Genomic DNA, 19062 nt, shown 5'->3' with positions numbered 1-19062 from the left:
AGGAAGCGGTGGTACTGAGAAATCCGCACAAATGTCAAGAGTTGTTGCTGATCTAAGCTAAAAATAAATAAGAAGTCGCAAGTATTTTTCATACTTGAATTTGGGTGGTACCGCGGATTTATACTATTCGTCCCTGTCTAGCTAAGGCTAGATAGGTTTTTTTACTAGGAGGACGGACCATAATGGAAAAACAAGATAGTCTTAAACATAATCAGCTGCCAAGGATTGAGACCAAAAGACTAATTCTTCGTGAGCGTCGCTTGTCAGATGCTGGTGACATCTTTGCTTTTGCAAAGCTTGCGGAGGTCTCTTATCCTGCTGGTTTTCCACCTCTTGCAAGCCTTGAAGACGAAATCCACTATCTGGACACTATTTACCCAGAAAACCTCAAAAAAGAAGGACTTCCTTAACCTGGTCGAGCTTTTTTGGAAATTGCTTTTGCACTACTAGATTTGCATAAGGTGGAACTGGGTTGTTACAGCTACAACAAGCAAAACCAGGCTGTCGCTGAAAAACTTGGCTTCATCCTAGAAGGACGCATCAGAGATAGAAAAGATACCCAAAATCAGCGCTGCAATGCCCTGCGCTATGGTCGTCTTAAAAGTGAGTGGGAGGAAATACGAAAATGAATCTACTTCTAATAGGAGCTCAAGCTTCTGGAAAAATGACCATTGGTCAAGAGCTAGTTAAGAAAACAGAAATGACTCTTTTTCACAATCATGAAACTATTGATTTTGTTTTAAAATTTATGCCCTGGTCTAAGGATGCTACAGATTTGATTACCAAAATTCGCTTTGATTTTTTTGAGACCTTCGCCAAAATCAAGCGCTCCATGATTTTCACCGTGGTTATTGATTTCGGAGACCCAAAGGAAGTGGCTTTTCTAGAAGACATCCAAAGTATTTTTGAAGAAAAAGGACAGAAAATCCTTTTTGTCGAATTAGAAACGTCATTAGAGGAAAGACTTGCCCGTAACAAAACCGAAAATCGTCTACATCACAAACCCTTTAAAAGAGACATTCAGTGGTCTGAAAATGACATTCTAAAAACCATGGATTATGTCACTTTTAATAGCAAACAAGTGCCAGAATCATTGCACTATTACCATAAAATTAATAATACTCACAAAAGTGCCCAAGAAGTAGCAGAGGAAATAGTGGCTGTTATGAAAGCTATTGAGAAAAAATAAGCTTAGAATTCCTAGGTTTTATACTCAAATGTGATTTTATTTTTATGATTCAAAAACCAAAAATGTACTAAAGCGCTAGTACCTCTAAGGAAAGTATAAAAAACGATTAGAACAAAGAAAGGACAATTATGTCAAAAGAACTATCACCAAAATATAATCCAGCTGAGGTTGAAGCTGGTCGTTACCAAAAATGGCTAGATGAGGATGTCTTTAAGCCATCAGGGGATAAGGCAGCTAAACCTTACTCCATCGTTATCCCACCGCCAAATGTTACTGGTAAACTCCACCTTGGCCATGCTTGGGACACAACGCTTCAGGATATTATCATTCGTCAAAAACGCATGCAGGGCTTTGATACTCTGTGGTTACCAGGGATGGACCATGCAGGGATTGCGACTCAGACAAAAGTAGAAGAGCGCCTACGTGAACAGGGAATCACTCGCTACGACCTTGGTCGCGAAAAATTCCTAGACAAGGTTTGGGAGTGGAAAGACGAATATGCCTCAACTATTAAAGAACAGTGGGGCAAGATGGGGATTTCTGTGGATTATTCACGGGAACGTTTCACCCTAGATGAAGGTCTTTCTAAAGCAGTACGCAAGGTTTTCGTTGACCTTTACAAAAAAGGCTGGATTTACCGTGGTGAATTCATCATCAACTGGGATCCGGCAGCTCGCACAGCTTTGTCCGACATCGAAGTGATCCATAAAGACGTGGAAGGTGCCTTCTATCACATGACTTATATGTTGGAAGATGGCTCTCGCGGTTTGCAAGTTGCGACTACTCGACCAGAAACCATGTTTGGAGACGTTGCTGTTGCCGTTAACCCAGAAGATCCTCGTTATAAAGACTTAATCGGCAAAAATGTTGTTTTACCCATCGTGAATAAGCTGATTCCAATTGTGGCCGATGAGCATGCTGATCCTGAATTTGGAACAGGGGTTGTTAAAATCACGCCTGCTCATGATCCAAATGACTTCTTAGTTGGTCAGCGCCATAACTTACCACAAGTCAATGTTATGAATGATGACGGCACAATGAACGAGCTAGCTGGTGAATTTGCTGGTATGGATCGTTTTGAAGCTCGTAAAGCAACTGTTGCGAAGTTAGAAGAACTTGGTGCCCTAGTTAATATTGAAAAACGGGTGCACTCTGTTGGTCACTCAGAACGTTCTGGTGCAGTTGTTGAGCCTCGTTTATCTACCCAATGGTTTGTTAAAATGGATGAGCTGGCTAAACAAGCTATGGCTAACCAAGATACTGAAAACCGTGTTGATTTCTACCCACCACGCTTCAATGATACCTTTATGAGCTGGATGGAAAATATCCATGACTGGGTTATTTCCCGCCAATTGTGGTGGGGACATCAAATTCCAGCTTGGTACAATACTGAAGGGGAGATTTATGTAGGTGAAGAAGCACCAGAAGGCGACGGCTGGCAACAGGACGAAGATGTCCTTGACACCTGGTTCTCATCTGCCTTATGGCCATTTTCAACCATGGGTTGGCCTGATACAGATGCCGAAGATTTCAAACGTTACTTCCCAACCTCAACACTAGTTACAGGTTACGATATCATCTTCTTCTGGGTATCACGGATGATCTTCCAATCCCTTGAATTCACTAATGAACGTCCGTTCCAGAATGTCCTTATCCATGGATTAATCCGTGATGAAGAAGGCCGGAAGATGTCTAAATCATTGGGTAATGGAATTGATCCAATGGATGTGGTTGAAAAATATGGAGCTGATGCCCTCCGTTGGTTCCTCTCAAATGGCTCTGCTCCAGGCCAAGATGTTCGCTTCTCTTACGAAAAAATGGATGCTTCTTGGAACTTCATTAACAAGATTTGGAACATTTCCCGTTACATTCTTATGAACAATGAAGGCTTGAGACTGGCTGAAGCTGAAAAAAATGTAGCAGAAGTGGTCAAAGGTCAAGCTGGAAATGTGACCGACAGGTGGATTCTTCACAACCTCAATGAGACTATCGTCAAAGTTACCGAAAACTTTGACAAGTTCGAATTTGGTGTTGCAGGCCACATCTTGTATAACTTCATTTGGGAAGAGTTCGCTAACTGGTATGTGGAACTCACTAAGGAAGTGCTTTATTCCGACAATGAAGACGAAAAAGTGATCACACGCTCTGTCTTACTTTATACACTTGATAAGATTTTGCGACTTCTTCATCCAATCATGCCTTTTGTAACGGAAGAAATTTTTGCTCAGTATGCCCAAGGTTCAATCGTGACGGCGGCTTACCCAGTGGCTAATGAGGCTTTTCTTAATGAAGCTGCACACCGAGGTGTGGAAAGCTTAAAAGACTTGATTCGTGCAGTCCGAAACGCGCGTGCAGAGGTCAACGTTGCACCAAGCAAGGCCATTACCATCTTGATTAAAACGTCTGACAAAGACTTAGAGGACTTTTTCAAAGCCAATGAGAACTATATCCGACGTTTCACCAACCCTGAGAAATTGGAAATCTCAGCTGATTTGCAGGCTCCTGAAATGGCTATGACCGCAATCATCACAGGTGCAGAAATCTATCTTCCACTGGCAGACCTGCTTAATGTGGACGAAGAACTAGCCCGCCTGGACAAAGAACTGGCCAAATGGCAAAAAGAACTAGACATGGTCGGAAAAAAACTCAGCAACGAACGCTTCGTCGCCAACGCCAAAGCAGACGTGGTCCAAAAAGAACGCGACAAACAAGCCGATTACCAAGCTAAATTTGATGCGACGCAGGAGCGCATTACTGAAATGAAGAAACTTGTTAAATAGTTAAAATCATTCACTACTTCCGCAGAGTCCTGCCACTAAACTATTTTATAGGTGGAATTTTAAGTGAAGCAATTGCTAGAGGTTCAATTATTGGTGGGGTATCGGTATTTATATGCGTAGCCGTCGCTGGAATTGATACATATCGGTGATATTATTATGATTTATGTTTTTCTGACTAGTTTAGTCTGTCTGTTCGCTTCACACATTTTTTGAAAGATGAGCAGATCAAAAATAATACAAAGAAGACTATAGTGATTATTTTTATTGTCTATCTAATCATGACATTTTTTAATTAATCTATTTATAATGACAAAGCAGTTACTGCTTTGTCATTTTCTGAATTTTAAAAGCGTTTTTTAGGATAGGGTAGGGCTTTTAGTAAATGCAAATATCTAAAATAAGGGAGATTACAATGTAAGATTAGACTTTTAAACTATTATTTGCACGGATATGCAAATATGGGTAAACAACAACGATTATTTGCACAATCATGCAAATAATATCGAGATATGATATAATAATTATGAGGTGATTCGAATGAAATATATTCAAAGACCAAGCTACCAAGCCTTTTTAAATAGGCATCGTGAAAAGCAAGTTATAAAAGTGGTTAGTGGCGTTAGGCGGGCAGGTAAGTCGGTACTTTTTCAACTTTACAAAGATGAACTCTTGGCCTCAGGGGTTAAACCAGAGCAAATAATTGCTATCAACTTTGAAGACTTGACTTATTTTGATTTACGTGGTTTTAAAGCACTAAATGATTATATTGTGGAACGATTATCTGAAAGTGATATGAATTATATTTTTCTTGATGAAGTCCAACATGTCGACCGGTTTGAACTAGTAGCCGATAGTCTCTTTATTAAAGATAATGTCGACCTTTATTTAACAGGCTCAAATGCCTATTTTATGTCCAGTCAACTAGCAACAAACTTGACAGGTCGCTATGTGCAATTAGAAATATTACCATTATCATTTAGTGAGTTTGTTCATGGTATGAAAATTCAAGGAAGTAATTTAAGTCATACAGAACTCTTTAATGCTTACTTATTTAGTGCCTTTCCCTACCTTTTACAGACAGAAACTTATCTAGAAAGAATAGATTATCTACAAGGGATTTATAATTCAATTCTCTTACATGATATTATTCCAAGAATAGGTAGCCCAAGTCCTATTTTGATTGAAAGAATCGTTAGGACCCTTTTAAGCAGTATGGGGAGTCAGGTTTCAACCAATAAAATCAGAAACACCCTTATCAGCCAGCAAACTCACATTTCCCATCATGCATTAGATAACTATTTAGATACTTTAACAGACAGTCTCCTTTTTTATGCTGTTCCACGTTTTGATGTCAAAGGTCGTGCATTATTACAGAGACTGGAAAAATATTACCCTGTTGATCTAGGTTTTAGACAATTATTGTTGCCAGACCATAAAGAAGATTTAGGACATATGATTGAAACCCTTGTCTTCTTAGAATTGAAGAGACGCTATCATAAAGTCTACGTGGGAAATATTAATAACTATGAAGTTGATTTTGTTGCTATTACTGACCTTGGTAAATATGCCTATTATCAAGTTAGTCTAACGACATTGGACCCAACAACTTTGGAAAGAGAATTGAGACCACTACAAGCTATTGAGGATCAGTATCCAAAGTATTTACTGACATTAGACCAAGTCCAAAGTCAAGCAAATTATGAAGGAATTGAGAAACAAAACCTAATTGATTGGCTTTTAGTATAATAGATTTAAAATGAATCACTAGGAGGATGATATGATAGCTTTTCCAACAGTACAATGGAAATATTTTAATCATGTTTTACATAATTTGATTGAATCCTTTATCATTGAAACATATGAAGAACTGGATGATTTTATTGAGACTACAGATCCGAAATATTTATGGAGGGAACAAAGAGACAGGTATCTTCAAGTAATTAATGAATTATACTATTGGTCTGATTTGGAGGATGGATTTATTCATGAAATGACAGCTTTTCATGAATTGGTATTATATAGAATCCTGCAAGCATTATGTGATATTCAAAATGATTATCCAGAGTTTTTGAAACATTTTTTTGATGCTGAAGCTCTATCATTACTTCTTCCTGAAAATTTCGAAGAAGAAATAGAAGGTAGCTATGAGCAATATTATTCTGACCTGAGTAATTTTGAATTTGAGCTTTTTGAAGATACAGATTTTTTGTTTGTAGAAGATTTAATAAATTATCGAAGAATAGGAATAAATAGTTTTGAAGAGGTGTTAGAGATTAATATCGATTATTTTTTTGAGATATTACCTAATGATATTCGTAAACGTTATCAAACTGGTCATATAACACTTTCCTCAGAAATTTCAAGTTTTATTGATTATCTTAAAGATAGAATTGAGTGTGCTAGTTTATATCACTTATTTTGGAAGAGTGGACATCCAATATTAGAAAATCAGATTCAAATAATTATTGAGAATATACTAGATGCCTATTTTCATAATAAGAAAGTTGATTTGTCTAGAGAAGTATTTTTAGGTAATGGAAAAGTTGATTTCAAATTATTTAGATCGCATGAACCAGAAGAAAAATATTAATTGAAATTAAAAGAGCAAGTAGCTCAGTTTTTAAACGAGGATATGAAAAACAATTACAAAAATATATTAGTGCTGCTAATTATAAGAATGGCTTCTATCTTATTTTTTGTTTTACTGATGAGGAAGTTATAAAAGTTGAGAAATTTATCAAAGAGAATATTTATACTGATACTTACCGTCTTTACCTTAATATTTATCTAATTGATGTTCGTCAACGAGTAGCACCTTCAAAACTGTAAACAAAAAATCTTTTGAAATAGAACTATCAATATTATTTGCCCAATCATGCAAATAATATTGCTTTATTAATTAAGAATTCTGTTAATTGCGGATTTTGTTAGAAAACCACCTAAATGGTCAAAGATAGGCAAAAAAGGCAGGTTTTTTAGACCTACCTTTGCTTTTCTTTAGTTCAAGAGTTGATTAATAGCAGTAGCTGTTTTCTTTAATTCTTCTTCTAAGAAGCTTAAGCCCTTGTATGCTAGTCGGCTGCTTGGTCCTGAACATCCTAATGCAGCGATAATACTATTGTTTTGAAATAAACCTGTTGCCATGCAGGTTAAACCGTATTCGTATTCTTCCAGATCATATGCGACGCCATTCTTTAGAATGGCTTTTTTTTCTTCTTTAAAGGCTTGATAGCTGGTAATGGTGTGGTGTGTTCTTGCCACTAAGTCCTCTTGGAAATAGCTTTTCAGGTCACTATCAGCCATTTGGCTTAAGAAGATTTTTCCCATGGAAGAGCAATACAGTTTAGCAGTTGGTGCTAGTGAAAATTGGAGGAGATAGCTTTCGCCTACTTCTGTGTGGATAAAGTAGACGTAATTGTCGTAATGAATGGCAAGATTGATTGTTTCCCCTGTGACTTCTGTAAAGTTCTTCATGTAGGGTTTTGCTAGGCTGATTATCTGTTGGCTATTTGCTTCTAAGGGTTGATATTTGAGCATGCCATAACCTAAAGCGTAGTTTTCTTGATCTATTTGTAAAACGAGATGATGGACCTCTAGAGCTTTTAGGAGTCTAAAAACAGTTGTTTTTGATAAGTGGGCTTGTCTAGCAATTTCTGAGACACCAAGAGATTGATGCTCTACCAGAATATCTAATAGCTTAATAGCATTATCCAGTGTTTTAATACGTTGGTCAGTCATAAGGTCTCCTTTTTTATATTATAGCATGAAATGAAATGGGAGATTTTGAATAATCCTTAGAAAATAGATTGACAAAAACATCACAAAGTATTATGATGAATTGGAACAGTGTTCCGAAAAATAATTTTAGGAGATTTCTTATGGCAAATACTGCAGAAAACAATAGATTATTTGGTCTATTAAAATTTATCATATTCACCCTCTTTGGGACTTTTTTTGTCCTGGTTCCCTTTGACTTTGGTGGTAAAATTGATACTATTTTGTTTTACTATTTAAAGCTTTTTGTCACGACTTTTAATGCTCCTTTAACAGCAATACTTGTCTTTTTAATTGTTTTAAGTGCTGCTTTAGCAGTTTTTGATCAGATCAAACCAGATACCATCATCAGACACGATCGTCTTTTAAAGAAATTCTTCTCGACCACAGCCTTTTATACAGCAAACCGTGTTTTAGGTGCAGTTATTACTTTGATGGTTTATTTTAAGGTAGGCCCAGAATTTGTCATCTCTGCTGATACGGGTGGTTCAATGCTTTCACTTGCGACACAGTTATCTGTATTAGTTCCTATGATGTTGCTTTTCCAAACCTTTATTTTAGAGTTCGGGGCAATGGAATTTCTCGGAGAATTAATTGGTGGCATCATGAAACCTCTTTTTAAGGTTTCAGAAATCTGCGCTGTTAATATTATTTCTGCTTGGGTAGGGCCGGGTAATGCAGCTATTATGGCGACAGAAGAATTCTTTGAAAAAGGATACTTTACTGTCAAAGAAATGGCTATTATCGGTTCACAATTTGCAACAGGCAGTGTTGGCTGGGTTGTTTTAGTTAGTTCTGTTCTAGGAGTAATTGATTACTTTGGCTTAATTTTTATTGGTTTAACGCTTATTGGTGCCTTGATTGCGGCTATTGGGGTCAGAATTCCACCGATTTCAAAATACCCAGATACCTATGTTGATGGGACACGTATTAATCGGCACCTTACAAGCAAAGAAGGCAATGTCTTTGTGAGAGGTCTAAATAGTGCTATTACTCGTGCTAATGCTGTCTCATTAAAAAACTTTACAGCTAAATCAGATAACATGGGCTTTTACATTTTCTGGTTGACACCAATTATTGTTTGTTGGGGAACTTTAGCATTAATTGTTTCCCTCTATACTCCATTCTTAGCCTGGGTTTCTCTACCAGTTCAAGGGATTTTAAGTCTTTTTGGTGTAGAAGAAGCAAAACAAACTGCTAGTGCTATTATGTCAGGTTTTGCTGATAATTATTTGCCTGTTATTTTGGGTCAATCTATAAAATCAGAAGTTAGCCGTGTTATTATTGCGACAATGAGCATTATGCAAATTATCTACCTGTCAGAAACAGCAACCCTCTTAACATCAACCAATAAAGAAATGTCTTTCTTAGATGTTCTGATTATCTTTTTAGAAAGAACCTTCTTGTCATTAATCTTTATTATTTTAATGGCTCAATGGTTTGTAGGATAAGGAAAGGAAATAGATATGAAAATTGTAAGATTATTTGAAGATAAGATGTTGAATTATGAAGAAAAAATAATTCAGGAATTAGGCTTAGATGTAACCATAGAAGTTAAAGTAAGCCAGACAGAAGAAGAAATCATTGCAAATGCTAAAGACGCTGATATTCTTATTACAGTATATGAGCCCTTAACAAAGCATGTTTTAGAAAAGTTACCTAATTTGAAATTGGTCCTTTACCGTTCTATCGGCTTTAATGCCATTGATATGGACTATGCTAATAGTATTAATCTGCCAGTATCACATTTAGTTAGTTATTGTACAGATGAAGTGGCTAACTACGTGGTGGCTGCAATCCTTACCCATAATCGTCGCCTTCATGATTTTAATCAGGCTGTTAAAGTCAATCATAAATGGGATTATGAACTTTTCCCTGATATGAGACGTCTATCTTCGCAGACAGTCGGTCTGATTGGATTTGGGAATATTCCAAAACTTGTCGCAAAAAGATTACAGGCTTTTGGTTGTCGGGTCCTTGCCTATGATCCATTTGTTGCAGAGGAAGTTTTTGAACAAGAAGCTGTTAAAGCAGTAAGCCTAGAAGACCTTTTTAAAGAGAGTGATTATATTTCAAGTCACCTACCTTTAAACCCTCAAACACAAGGCAGTCTTAATAAAAGTTTATTTGATTTAACAGAGAAATCCCCAGTCTTTATTAATTCTTCCCGTGGAGGTGTCGTTAATGAAAATGATTTGTTAGAAGCCCTGCAAAATGGCCAACTTTCTTATGCTATCCTTGATGTGCTTTCTAGTGAAGACCCTGATTTGGAGCGACTGCCATTCATGAAAATGGAGAATGTGCTCCTAACTCCTCATATCGCCTTTTACTCTCAAGAAGCTTTCTTACATGGCGTTCGGGAAAATATGGAAAATATCAAGGCCTACCTTGCAAGCGATTATAATAAAGCAGGAATTGTGAATTTGAGAAAAATTAAATTACTATAAGGGTATAAAGAGCAGCTAAAAGGGCTGCTTTTTTTAAAAAATATTTTTGGTCGCGCTTACATTAAGTGACGTAGATATGATATAATAACAGTATTAAAATAATTAGAAAATACTTGTGATAAGGAAATAAGAATGATTTTAGCGCATTATCAAAAAGCTAGTAGTGTAGAAGCTGAGAAACGGCAATCATTAGAGGAGCATTTATGGCATGTGGCCTGTTCCAGTCGACAGGAAGCGTCCATAATTGGTCAAGGAGATGTGCTTTTTTTAATTGGACTTTACCATGATCTGGGCAAAGCTGATCGAGTCTTTCAAGATAAATTATTAAATAAACCAAATCGACATGTAGATCATTCCTATGCAGGGGCAAAATATCTATGTTCTATTATTGGACCTCATCTAAAAAGCCGAGGGGTTGATAAAAATGAAAGGATGATATTTAACGAAATGGTGGGGTATGTCATTTCTGCTCATCATGGGATGTATGATTTCTGCTATTACTCTGACGATGCTGAATATTATGGCTTTAATAAATTAAAAAATCGTATCAATAGAGACTTGGGTGATTATCACTATCACGAAGATATTAAAGGGTACGCTATAAAATTAGAAGAAAATTTGTGTGATTATGGTTATAAAGATTTAAGGGAGCTTATTGATAAAGCTTTTGATAATTACCAACAGGCCATGTCTTCCCTAGACTGTCAAGATAAGAGCGAGTGGGATTATTATCAGTCTTGTATGGTGAGACTCTACTTGTCACTCTTAAAAAATGCTGATATTTTGGACACAGTAAATGCCTATGGTCTTAAAATAAGCCCTATGGATAAAACAGAGCGATCCTTTCTAAAACACTCCTATTTAGCTGCTATTGAACAAAAATATGCTAGCTTTGGACGGCCAAACAATCAGTTGAACACTATTCGGACAGAAATCGCTGAGCGTGTTAAAGAAAGAGGTAAAACGGATTCTAAGGGGATTTATCGCTTAGATTTACCGACAGGAGCTGGTAAGACTAATCTTGGTATGCGCTATGCCTTTCACCAATTAGTTCATCAAGATAAATCACGATTTTTTTACATTACACCCTTTCTTTCAGTTCTTGAGCAAAATGCTTCCGAAATCAGAAAAGTCACTGGTGATCTTGGTGTTCTAGAACACCATTCCAATGTGGTGAAACCGGCTGATGAAGATGATGATGACAAGGACAGTTTATTGTCAGCCTATCTTAGTGAAAGCTGGGATAGTCAAGTGGTCTTGACTTCTATGGTTCAATTTTTCCAAACACTTTTTAAAACCAAATCGGCTAATCTGAGACGTTTTTCAAGTTTGATTAATAGTGTTGTGGTTCTAGATGAAGTTCAGTCACTGCCTATTGAAGTAACAACTTTGTTTAATTTAACGATGAATTTTTTAAATAAAGTCATGGATACAACCATTGTTCTTTGTACAGCAACCCAACCTGCTTATGATTCTTCAGAGATTGACCATCGTATCTGTTATGGAGGGAACATGGGAGAATTAGCTGAAATAGTTAAGTTAACGATTGAAGAAAAACAAGTTTTTTCAAGAACAGAGCTTAGAAAATGTGATGATAGTGATCAAAAAGTCCATTTGACTGATGTTATTAATCTTATTCTAGGTGAGGAAAGCTCGGTTCTTGCTATTTTTAACACGAAAAAAACGGTTAATAATTGCTACACTATGATCAAAGACATGACTGATAGACCGGTCTATCAGCTTTCGACAAATATGTGTGCACAGCATAGGCTTGACTTGATTGCTAAAATCAAAACGGAGTTACAAAATAATATCCCTATTATTTGTATTAGCACGCAATTAATTGAAGCAGGTGTAGATGTTGATTTTCATCGCGTCATTCGTTCCTATTCAGGAATTGATTCTATTGTTCAGGCTGCTGGACGATGTAATCGAGAAGGCAAACGAGATAAAGGTCAGGTCACTCTTGTCAATCTGACCAATGAAGAGGAAAATATTTCTAGGCTGACAGAAATAAAAGCTAAAAAAGAAGCTACAGAATCTATCCTTCATAAGATTGGGTCTCCAATCGATATCTCGACCTTAAACTGTGACTTTTTTGAGTATTATTATGCCAATAATCAAGGACTGATGGATTATCCTTTGGAAGACAACAAATCCGTCTATGATTATTTAAGCCTTAATACTTATCAGACGGCAAATAAAAAGTTCAAAGGTAAGTTAAAGCAAGCTTTTAAAACGGCAGGATCCAAAATGAACCTCATCAATAATGACATGATAGGAATTCTCGTACCTTATGGTGATACTAAGAAAAAGTTGACTTATTTAGAAGAATTATGCGCGTCCCATTTTTTATCAGCAGAAGATTATCAAAGAATAAAATCATTACTAAAAGAGTTACAACCTTTCACGGTTAATGTCCGTGAGAGCGATCCTCTTCTTGAGGCAACAAAATCTTATCTAAATGGTCAGATTCTGATTTTGATGTCGGAGTATTATGACACAGAAAGAGGAGTTAAGTACGATTCAGCTAGTTTTTACTTGTAACTCAAAATGAAAGCAGGTCAACAAGAGTCAGTAGAGGACCTTGTTAACCTGCCAAACATCGTTAATAATAACTAAATATAATTTCAATCCACATAGGAATACTATGATAAGTACATTGTATCAAAACTATTCTATCATTTCAATCTGCTAAATCTATTTAAATAATAATAACTAAACATAGAAATAAAAACATTAACGTATTAAGCACTTATTGATAAAATAAGATTATCAAAAACAGAAGGAGGAAAATATCTTGTATAGATCTAGAGACTTCTACGTGAGAGTAAGTGGTCAGCGAGCCCTTTTTACCAATCCAGCCACAAAGGGAGGATCGGAAAGGTCATCCTATTCGGTTCCAACTAGGCAGGCATTGAATGGCATCGTTGATGCCATCTATTATAAGCCGACCTTTACTAATATCGTCACAGAGGTTAAGATTATTAACCAAATTCAAACCGAATTACAGGGTGTTAGGGCTTTGTTGCATGATTATAGTGCAGATTTAAGTTATGTATCGTATTTGAGTGATGTTGTTTATCTGATCAAGTTTCATTTTGTTTGGAATGAGGATAGAAAAGATTTAAACTCAGATAGACTTCCAGCTAAACATGAAGCCATTATGGAACGTTCTATTCGTAAAGGTGGACGTCGAGATGTGTTTTTAGGTACAAGAGAGTGTGTAGGTCTTGTAGATGATATCAGCCAAGAAGAGTATGAGGCTGCTGTCTCGTATTATGATGGTGTCACTATCGACTTGGGAATCATGTTTCATTCTTTTGCCTATCCGAAGGACAAAAAGACACCATTGAAATCATACTTTGCAAAGACTGTTATGGAAAATGGAGTCATTACGTTTAAAGCACAGTCTGAATGCGATATTGTTAATACCCTTTCTAGTTATGCTTTTAAAGCACCAGAGGGAATAAAATCGGTTAACGATGAATATATGGAGTATGATGCGATGGAGAAAGGAGAAAGCTGATGGATTTTTTTACTTCTCTCTTGAAGACTTATGAAAAAGCAGAGCTATCAGACTTGGTTGATCACCAAAAAAGGGATAATGAGTCAGTTTTACTGCCGATTTATCATACGAGTTTAAAGTCAAATGGTAAAAATATCATTTCAGTAAAATTTGATAAAGCTGGCCAGTTTCATAAGGCGGAATTTATGGCAGATAAGCAAGTGATTATCTTTCCTGTAACGGCTGATTCTGTTGCTAGATCAGGTAGTAACCCTGCGCCACATCCTCTAGTCGATAAATTTTCTTATTATAGTGCTGAAATGGGCCAGTCCCAGTATGATAATTTTCATAAGCAACTGAATAACTGGATTGATTATTGTGAGGAGGGTGATGTTAAGAGGTTTTTAACCCTTGTTCAGCAATTTATTGTGAAACCAGAATTTCTAACACTGATTCTTGATTCTTTAATTGGTTCTGATTATCACAATAATCAATTAAAAATCACCTTTTGTGATGCTACTGGAAAAGAAAAACTAATTGATTTATCAGCTTGTTTTTTAGAGTTTTCAATTGATCAATTTCAGGGCTTTAAAAATGAATCGGTTTCAACTTTTAAAGCCTTACACCAATCCTATATTTCTTTCGTTGAAGCAAATCGTGAAAATCTTGGTATTTGTAATATTAGTGGACGAGAGGAACAACTTACCGATAAGCATAGAGGTCTGATGGGGAATGCTAAAATCATCTCTGTTAGTAATAAAAGAGAAGCTTATAAAGGACGTTTTAGAGAACGCGAAGACGTTTTTAGTGTTGGCTATGAAACTTCCGAAAAAATTCATTTAATGATCAAGTATCTTTTAGAAAATAAAAATACCAGTACTTGGCTAGGGTCTTCTCAATATTTAATCAACTGGTTTAGCGATGATTTAACAAATGATAGTCGTTTGGATATTGTATCACCAGTCTTTGATGATGGACTTGAAGAAGATGATGACGATATACCACCTATTATAGCCTTAGCAACTGAAGAAAATAAAAGGATTGGTAAATCATTCATCAAGGGGCGAAAATTATTTGCTAATGATGCTACTTATTATGTCGCCATTTTGAATAAAACCAGCAATGGGCGGATCGCTTTAAAATATTTTCGTCAGCTACAAGCGTCTCAATTGCTAATCAATCTTGATAAGTGGCAGGAAAACTACAGTTGGGAGTCGCGATTTAAGTCTGAGAAAAGTCGCTTAAGGACCCCTACTTTTCATGACATTCTTAACGTATCCTATGGGGTTGATAGGAATCGCTTCCTTGAACTAGACAATGATAACTTCAAAAGTGATCAAGTTCAAAAGTTAGTGACAAGTTTGATTGATGGTAAACCGATGCCACAGTCCATTGTCAAAAAGTTGAGTAACAATGTTAAAGAACGACACCGTTACCGTAAGCACTGGTATCAAGTTGAGCAGGTTTGCTTAGCAATTTTACATAAACAAAATGGGGAGGAATTTTCACCGATGCTGGATCATAATAATCAAAATCGTTCCTATCTTTTCGGGCGATTATTAGCAATTTTTGAATTAATCGAGACGTTACGTTATGGCTTGGAAGGAAAAGACAGCGATCGTATTACCAATGCGGAACGTTATTGGACAGCCTATACTGGACAGCCAACAAAATTGATGATGTTGTTGGAAAATAAAATTAAGCCTTACGAAGAAACATTGAAATTAAACCGTCGTGGCAGTTGGAAGAAATTAGAAAAAGAAAAAGAAGAAATTTTAGAACTTTTAAATCCTCTGTTAGAAACAGAAACAATGGAGAAACCATTAGATTACCGTTTTATTTTTGGGTATTATGCTGAGAAAAAATATTATTATTATACAAAACAAAACACTGAAGTAACAGAAAGTGAGGAAGAATAGATGTTGGAACACAAAATTGATTTTATGGTAACCCTTGAAGTGAAAGAAGCAAACGCAAATGGTGATCCATTAAATGGGAACATGCCTCGTACAGATGCCAAAGGATACGGTGTGATGAGTGATGTCTCCATTAAACGTAAGATTCGGAATCGTCTGCAAGATATGGGAAAACCTATTTTTGTGCAAGCTAATGAACGTATTGAAGATAATTTTCGTTCACTAGAAAAACGCTTTTCACAGCACTTTACAGCTAAGACACCTGACAAGGAAATTGAAGAAAAAGCTAATGCATTATGGTTTGATGTTCGTGCTTTTGGACAAGTTTTTACTTATCTAAAAAAATCAATTGGGGTGCGCGGACCAGTTTCTATCAGTATGGCTAAGTCCTTGGAGCCAATTGTCATTTCTAGTCTACAAATTACGCGTAGTACCAATGGTATGGAAGCTAAGAATGATAGTGGTCGTTCTTCTGATACGATGGGGACAAAACATTTTGTAGATTATGGGGTGTATGTACTTAAAGGTTCAATCAATGCATATTTTGCTGAAAAGACTGGATTTTCTCAGGAAGATGCCGAGGCCATTAAAGAGGTTTTGCTTAGCTTGTTTGAAAATGATGCGTCATCTGCACGTCCGGAAGGTTCTATGCGAGTTCGTGAAGTCTTTTGGTTTACACATTCAAGCAAATTGGGCAATGTTTCAAGTGCGCGTGTCTTTGACTTGTTAGAGTATAATCAATCAATAGAAGAAAGAAGCACTTATGACGCTTATCAAATTCACCTAAATCAAGAAAAATTAGCTAAATATGAAGCGAAAGGTTTAACGGTTGAAATCCTAGAAGGACTTTAATATGGTCTATGCCGAAGATGATTATTTAATGCTATCAGGTATTCAGCATTTCCAATTTTGTAAACGTCAATGGGCCTTGATTCACATTGAGCAACAATGGCTTGATAATGAAGCGACAGCGCATGGGCAGATTCTACATACTAAAGCAGATAATCCTTATATTAAAGAAAAACGAAAAGATTTTTTGATCTCACGTGCTATGCCCATTTCTTCTGCAGAGCTTGGACTTTCAGGAATTATGGATGTTGTGGAATTTTATAAGGATGATCAAGGTGTGTCTTTGAGGGGAAAACGTGGGAAATGGTTGCCAAAAGTTGTGGAATACAAGCGCGGAAAACCTAAAAAAGATATAAGAGATATTGTCCAGTTGGTAGCTCAGACCATGTGTTTAGAAGAAACACTAGGCTGTCATATTAACGAAGGTTGTCTTTATTACCATAGTGTCAATCAAAGAGTGACTGTCGCCATGACCTCAGCTTTGCGTCAAGAAGTGAGAGAATTAGCCGCAGAAATGCATGAGGTTTATCAGAGTCGAATGCTACCTAAGGCAGCTTATTTTAAAAACTGTCAGCTTTGTTCTTTAGTCGATATTTGTAAGCCCAGATTGAGTAAGAAAACAAGGAGCGTGTCACGTTACATCAATGAGGCTATGACTAGCGAGGAGATGAACCTATGAAAAAACTGCTGAATACCTTGTATTTGACGCAAGAAGATTTTTATGTCACCAAAGAAGGTGATAATATTGTCATCAAGCAAGAAGGTAAAGTTCTCAAGCGGTTTCCGTTTCGGATTATTGATGGTATTGTCTGTTTTTCTTATTTAGGTGTGTCACCTGCTTTGGTTAAATTATGTACGGAAAATCAGATTAATTTATCATTTCATACACCACAAGGTCGTTTTTGTGGTCGCTATATTGGTTCAACCAATGGGAATGTCTTATTGCGTAGAGAACATTATCGTTTATCTGATCGTGAGGAATCTTTGGAATACGCGAAGCGGTTTATTTTGGCTAAAATTTCCAACTCAAGGAAATACTTGCTACGCTTTAAACGAGATCATCGTCAACAGATTGATACCACACTTTTTGAGACTGTTAATGACGAATTGATCTGGGCTTTAGAGATGGTTCAGGCTGCAGATAATAAAGACTCTTTGAGAGGAATTGAAGGCCAAGCTGCTAATCAGTATTTTCGCATTTTTAATGATCTGGTGCTGACGGATAAAAAAACATTTTACTTTCAGGGTCGGAGTAAGCGACCGCCCTTAGACTGTGTTAATGCCCTCTTATCTTTTGGTTACAGTTTACTGACCTTTGAATGCCAATCTGCCTTGGAAGCTGTCGGTTTAGACAGTTACGTTGGTTTCTTTCACACAGATCGACCTGGACGTGCCAGTTTAGCACTTGATTTAGTTGAAGAGTTCCGCTCATATATTGTTGATCGTTTTGTCTTTTCATTAATTAATAAAGGACAACTTCAGAAAAAACACTTTGAGTTTAAAGAAAATGGTAGTATTTTATTGACGGAAAATGGCAGAGCAATTTTTATTGATTTGTGGCAGAAGCGTAAGCATACTGAGGTAGAACATCCTTTTACAAAAGAAAAAGTAAAACTTATGCTATTACCCTATGTGCAGGCGCAGCTTTTAGCTAAGGCCATACGAGGAGACTTAGAAAGTTATCCACCTTTTATGATTTAGGAGATGTTATATGATGGTTTTAGTCACTTATGATGTAAATACTGAAACATCTGCTGGCAGAAAAAGATTACGCCATGTTGCCAAACTCTGTGTGAATTATGGGCAACGTGTTCAAAATTCTGTTTTTGAATGTTCTGTGACGCCTGCAGAATTTGTGGATATAAAGCACCGCTTAACACAAATCATTGATGGGGAAACAGATAGTATTCGCTTTTATTTATTGGGTAAGAATTGGCAGAGGCGTGTGGAAACACTTGGTCGCTCAGATAGCTATGACCCAGATAAGGGTGTCTTATTATTGTAAAAAAGTTTAGTACGATCCGAGGTTTCACAGGAAAACCTGGCTTGCTCGCGCAAAAATAACTTAAAAAAGAAGCGAAATGGAGATGAAAAGACTTAAAACGCCTCTATATTTTCCAACCGTTTCTATATAAACTGTGTCATTTGGCGCAGTCTCACCCTTCACGGGTGAGTGGATTGAAATCTTTGGCATCTCCTGTGTCTCCCTTAGGACCTTGTCTCACCCTTCACGGGTGAGTGGATTGAAATCTTTTCGGTTTGCACAGCTCCAACAACATCTCCAGTCTCACCCTTCACGGGTGAGTGGATTGAAATTGGTTGTAAGTCTAGCAACTCTTCTTTTGATTTAGTCTCACCCTTCACGGGTGAGTGGATTGAAATCAATTGAGCATATGGCAGCAGCGTTAGGTCACTCAAGTCTCACCCTTCACGGGTGAGTGGATTGAAATCCTGATTTGAGAATGATATATGTCAATGCTGATTTGTCTCACCCTTCACGGGTGAGTGGATTGAAATGGCGATTGTCCCGCTCGAGCCCTTAAACTCATACTTGTCTCACCCTTCACGGGTGAGTGGATTGAAATTGAGAGCTGTTTTA

14 protein-coding genes, 1 pseudogene and 1 CRISPR repeat array are annotated in these 19062 nt (G+C 36.8%); of the genes and pseudogenes, 14 read left to right on the top strand and 1 reads right to left on the bottom strand.

The window, feature by feature from the left end; translation table 11 throughout:
• The first annotated feature begins 182 nt into the window (after positions 1 to 182).
• From A3GU_RS09730 to A3GU_RS0107540, 5 genes and pseudogenes are all read left to right on the top strand, one after another.
• A pseudogene (locus A3GU_RS09730) lies at positions 183 to 629 on the top strand (GNAT family N-acetyltransferase).
• Positions 626 to 1189, top strand: a complete 564-nt coding sequence (locus A3GU_RS0107555) for an ATP-binding protein (protein WP_018366938.1) — start codon at positions 626 to 628, stop codon at positions 1187 to 1189. Before A3GU_RS09730 ends, A3GU_RS0107555 begins: the two are co-directional and overlap by 4 nt.
• Positions 1190 to 1317: 128 nt before the next feature.
• Positions 1318 to 3969, top strand: a complete 2652-nt coding sequence (locus tag A3GU_RS0107550; RefSeq protein WP_018366937.1) for a valine--tRNA ligase — start codon at positions 1318 to 1320, stop codon at positions 3967 to 3969.
• A 537-nt stretch (positions 3970 to 4506) separates the two neighbouring features.
• A complete protein-coding gene (locus A3GU_RS0107545) occupies positions 4507 to 5715 on the top strand; it encodes an ATP-binding protein (protein WP_018366936.1) in 1209 nt (402 codons plus the stop codon).
• A gap of 31 nt (positions 5716 to 5746) precedes the next feature.
• Entirely contained in the window at positions 5747 to 6559 is an 813-nt protein-coding gene (locus A3GU_RS0107540) for a DUF8371 domain-containing protein (protein WP_018366935.1), read from the top strand.
• Between the two features lie 407 nt (positions 6560 to 6966).
• On the opposite strand, the gene A3GU_RS0107535 is transcribed toward A3GU_RS0107540, so the two are convergent.
• Positions 6967 to 7707 carry an IclR family transcriptional regulator gene (locus A3GU_RS0107535; protein WP_018366934.1) on the bottom strand — a complete coding sequence of 247 codons (741 nt, stop codon included), beginning with the start codon at positions 7705 to 7707 and terminating at the stop codon, positions 6967 to 6969.
• Between the two features lie 140 nt (positions 7708 to 7847).
• Here A3GU_RS0107535 and A3GU_RS10515 point away from each other — a divergent pair, with 140 nt between their 5' ends.
• The 9 genes from A3GU_RS10515 to cas2 all read left to right on the top strand — a co-directional run bounded on the left by A3GU_RS10515 (position 7848) and on the right by cas2 (position 18468).
• The gene (locus tag A3GU_RS10515) at positions 7848 to 9194 is read left to right on the top strand and encodes a YjiH family protein (protein WP_018366933.1); all 1347 of its coding nucleotides are present in this window, start codon (positions 7848 to 7850) and stop codon (positions 9192 to 9194) included.
• A 15-nt stretch (positions 9195 to 9209) separates the two neighbouring features.
• Positions 9210 to 10190, top strand: a complete 981-nt coding sequence (locus A3GU_RS0107525; RefSeq protein ID WP_018366932.1) for a C-terminal binding protein — start codon at positions 9210 to 9212, stop codon at positions 10188 to 10190.
• A 132-nt stretch (positions 10191 to 10322) separates the two neighbouring features.
• Positions 10323 to 12737 carry a CRISPR-associated helicase/endonuclease Cas3 gene (locus A3GU_RS0107520; RefSeq protein WP_018366931.1) on the top strand — a complete coding sequence of 805 codons (2415 nt, stop codon included), beginning with the start codon at positions 10323 to 10325 and terminating at the stop codon, positions 12735 to 12737.
• A 253-nt stretch (positions 12738 to 12990) separates the two neighbouring features.
• Entirely contained in the window at positions 12991 to 13719 is a 729-nt protein-coding gene (gene cas5c / locus A3GU_RS0107515; protein ID WP_040805634.1) for a type I-C CRISPR-associated protein Cas5c, read from the top strand.
• Complete coding sequence (gene cas8c, locus A3GU_RS0107510; RefSeq protein ID WP_018366929.1) at positions 13719 to 15617, top strand: type I-C CRISPR-associated protein Cas8c/Csd1; 1899 nt, start codon at positions 13719 to 13721, stop codon at positions 15615 to 15617. Before cas5c ends, cas8c begins: the two co-directional genes overlap by 1 nt.
• Complete coding sequence (cas7c, locus tag A3GU_RS0107505) at positions 15618 to 16466, top strand: type I-C CRISPR-associated protein Cas7/Csd2 (protein WP_018366928.1); 849 nt, start codon at positions 15618 to 15620, stop codon at positions 16464 to 16466.
• A gap of 1 nt (position 16467) precedes the next feature.
• Positions 16468 to 17142: a CRISPR-associated protein Cas4 gene (cas4, locus tag A3GU_RS0107500; protein WP_018366927.1), complete on the top strand. Its 675-nt coding sequence runs from the start codon at positions 16468 to 16470 to the stop codon at positions 17140 to 17142.
• A complete protein-coding gene (cas1c, locus tag A3GU_RS0107495) occupies positions 17139 to 18164 on the top strand; it encodes a type I-C CRISPR-associated endonuclease Cas1c (RefSeq protein ID WP_018366926.1) in 1026 nt (341 codons plus the stop codon). The genes cas4 and cas1c overlap by 4 nt, the downstream gene beginning before the upstream one ends.
• Positions 18165 to 18174: 10 nt before the next feature.
• Positions 18175 to 18468 (top strand): CRISPR-associated endonuclease Cas2, encoded by a 294-nt coding sequence (cas2, locus tag A3GU_RS0107490; RefSeq protein ID WP_018366925.1) that lies wholly within the window; start codon positions 18175 to 18177, stop codon positions 18466 to 18468.
• A gap of 148 nt (positions 18469 to 18616) precedes the next feature.
• Positions 18617 to 19048: direct repeats of the CRISPR family, unit length 32 nt; unit sequence GTCTCACCCTTCACGGGTGAGTGGATTGAAAT.
• Positions 19049 to 19062: the final 14 nt, after the last annotated feature.

This window comes from Streptococcus didelphis DSM 15616 (assembly GCF_000380005.1).
Lineage (GTDB): Bacteria > Bacillota > Bacilli > Lactobacillales > Streptococcaceae > Streptococcus > Streptococcus didelphis.
The sequence above is the reverse complement of the archived record's forward strand: the minus strand, read 5'-3'. Positions and strand labels throughout refer to the sequence as shown.

Coding starts and splice junctions, on each gene's coding strand:
- A3GU_RS0107520 (WP_018366931.1), top strand. CDS start 10,323: ATGATTTTAGCGCATTATCAAAAAGCTAGTAGTGTAGAAGCTGAGAAA.
- A3GU_RS0107545 (WP_018366936.1), top strand. CDS start 4,507: ATGAAATATATTCAAAGACCAAGCTACCAAGCCTTTTTAAATAGGCAT.
- cas7c (WP_018366928.1), top strand. CDS start 15,618: ATGTTGGAACACAAAATTGATTTTATGGTAACCCTTGAAGTGAAAGAA.
- A3GU_RS0107550 (WP_018366937.1), top strand. CDS start 1,318: ATGTCAAAAGAACTATCACCAAAATATAATCCAGCTGAGGTTGAAGCT.
- A3GU_RS0107535 (WP_018366934.1), bottom strand. CDS start 7,707: ATGACTGACCAACGTATTAAAACACTGGATAATGCTATTAAGCTATTA.
- A3GU_RS0107525 (WP_018366932.1), top strand. CDS start 9,210: ATGAAAATTGTAAGATTATTTGAAGATAAGATGTTGAATTATGAAGAA.
- cas2 (WP_018366925.1), top strand. CDS start 18,175: ATGATGGTTTTAGTCACTTATGATGTAAATACTGAAACATCTGCTGGC.
- A3GU_RS0107555 (WP_018366938.1), top strand. CDS start 626: ATGAATCTACTTCTAATAGGAGCTCAAGCTTCTGGAAAAATGACCATT.
- cas8c (WP_018366929.1), top strand. CDS start 13,719: ATGGATTTTTTTACTTCTCTCTTGAAGACTTATGAAAAAGCAGAGCTA.
- A3GU_RS0107540 (WP_018366935.1), top strand. CDS start 5,747: ATGATAGCTTTTCCAACAGTACAATGGAAATATTTTAATCATGTTTTA.
- cas4 (WP_018366927.1), top strand. CDS start 16,468: ATGGTCTATGCCGAAGATGATTATTTAATGCTATCAGGTATTCAGCAT.
- cas1c (WP_018366926.1), top strand. CDS start 17,139: ATGAAAAAACTGCTGAATACCTTGTATTTGACGCAAGAAGATTTTTAT.
- A3GU_RS10515 (WP_018366933.1), top strand. CDS start 7,848: ATGGCAAATACTGCAGAAAACAATAGATTATTTGGTCTATTAAAATTT.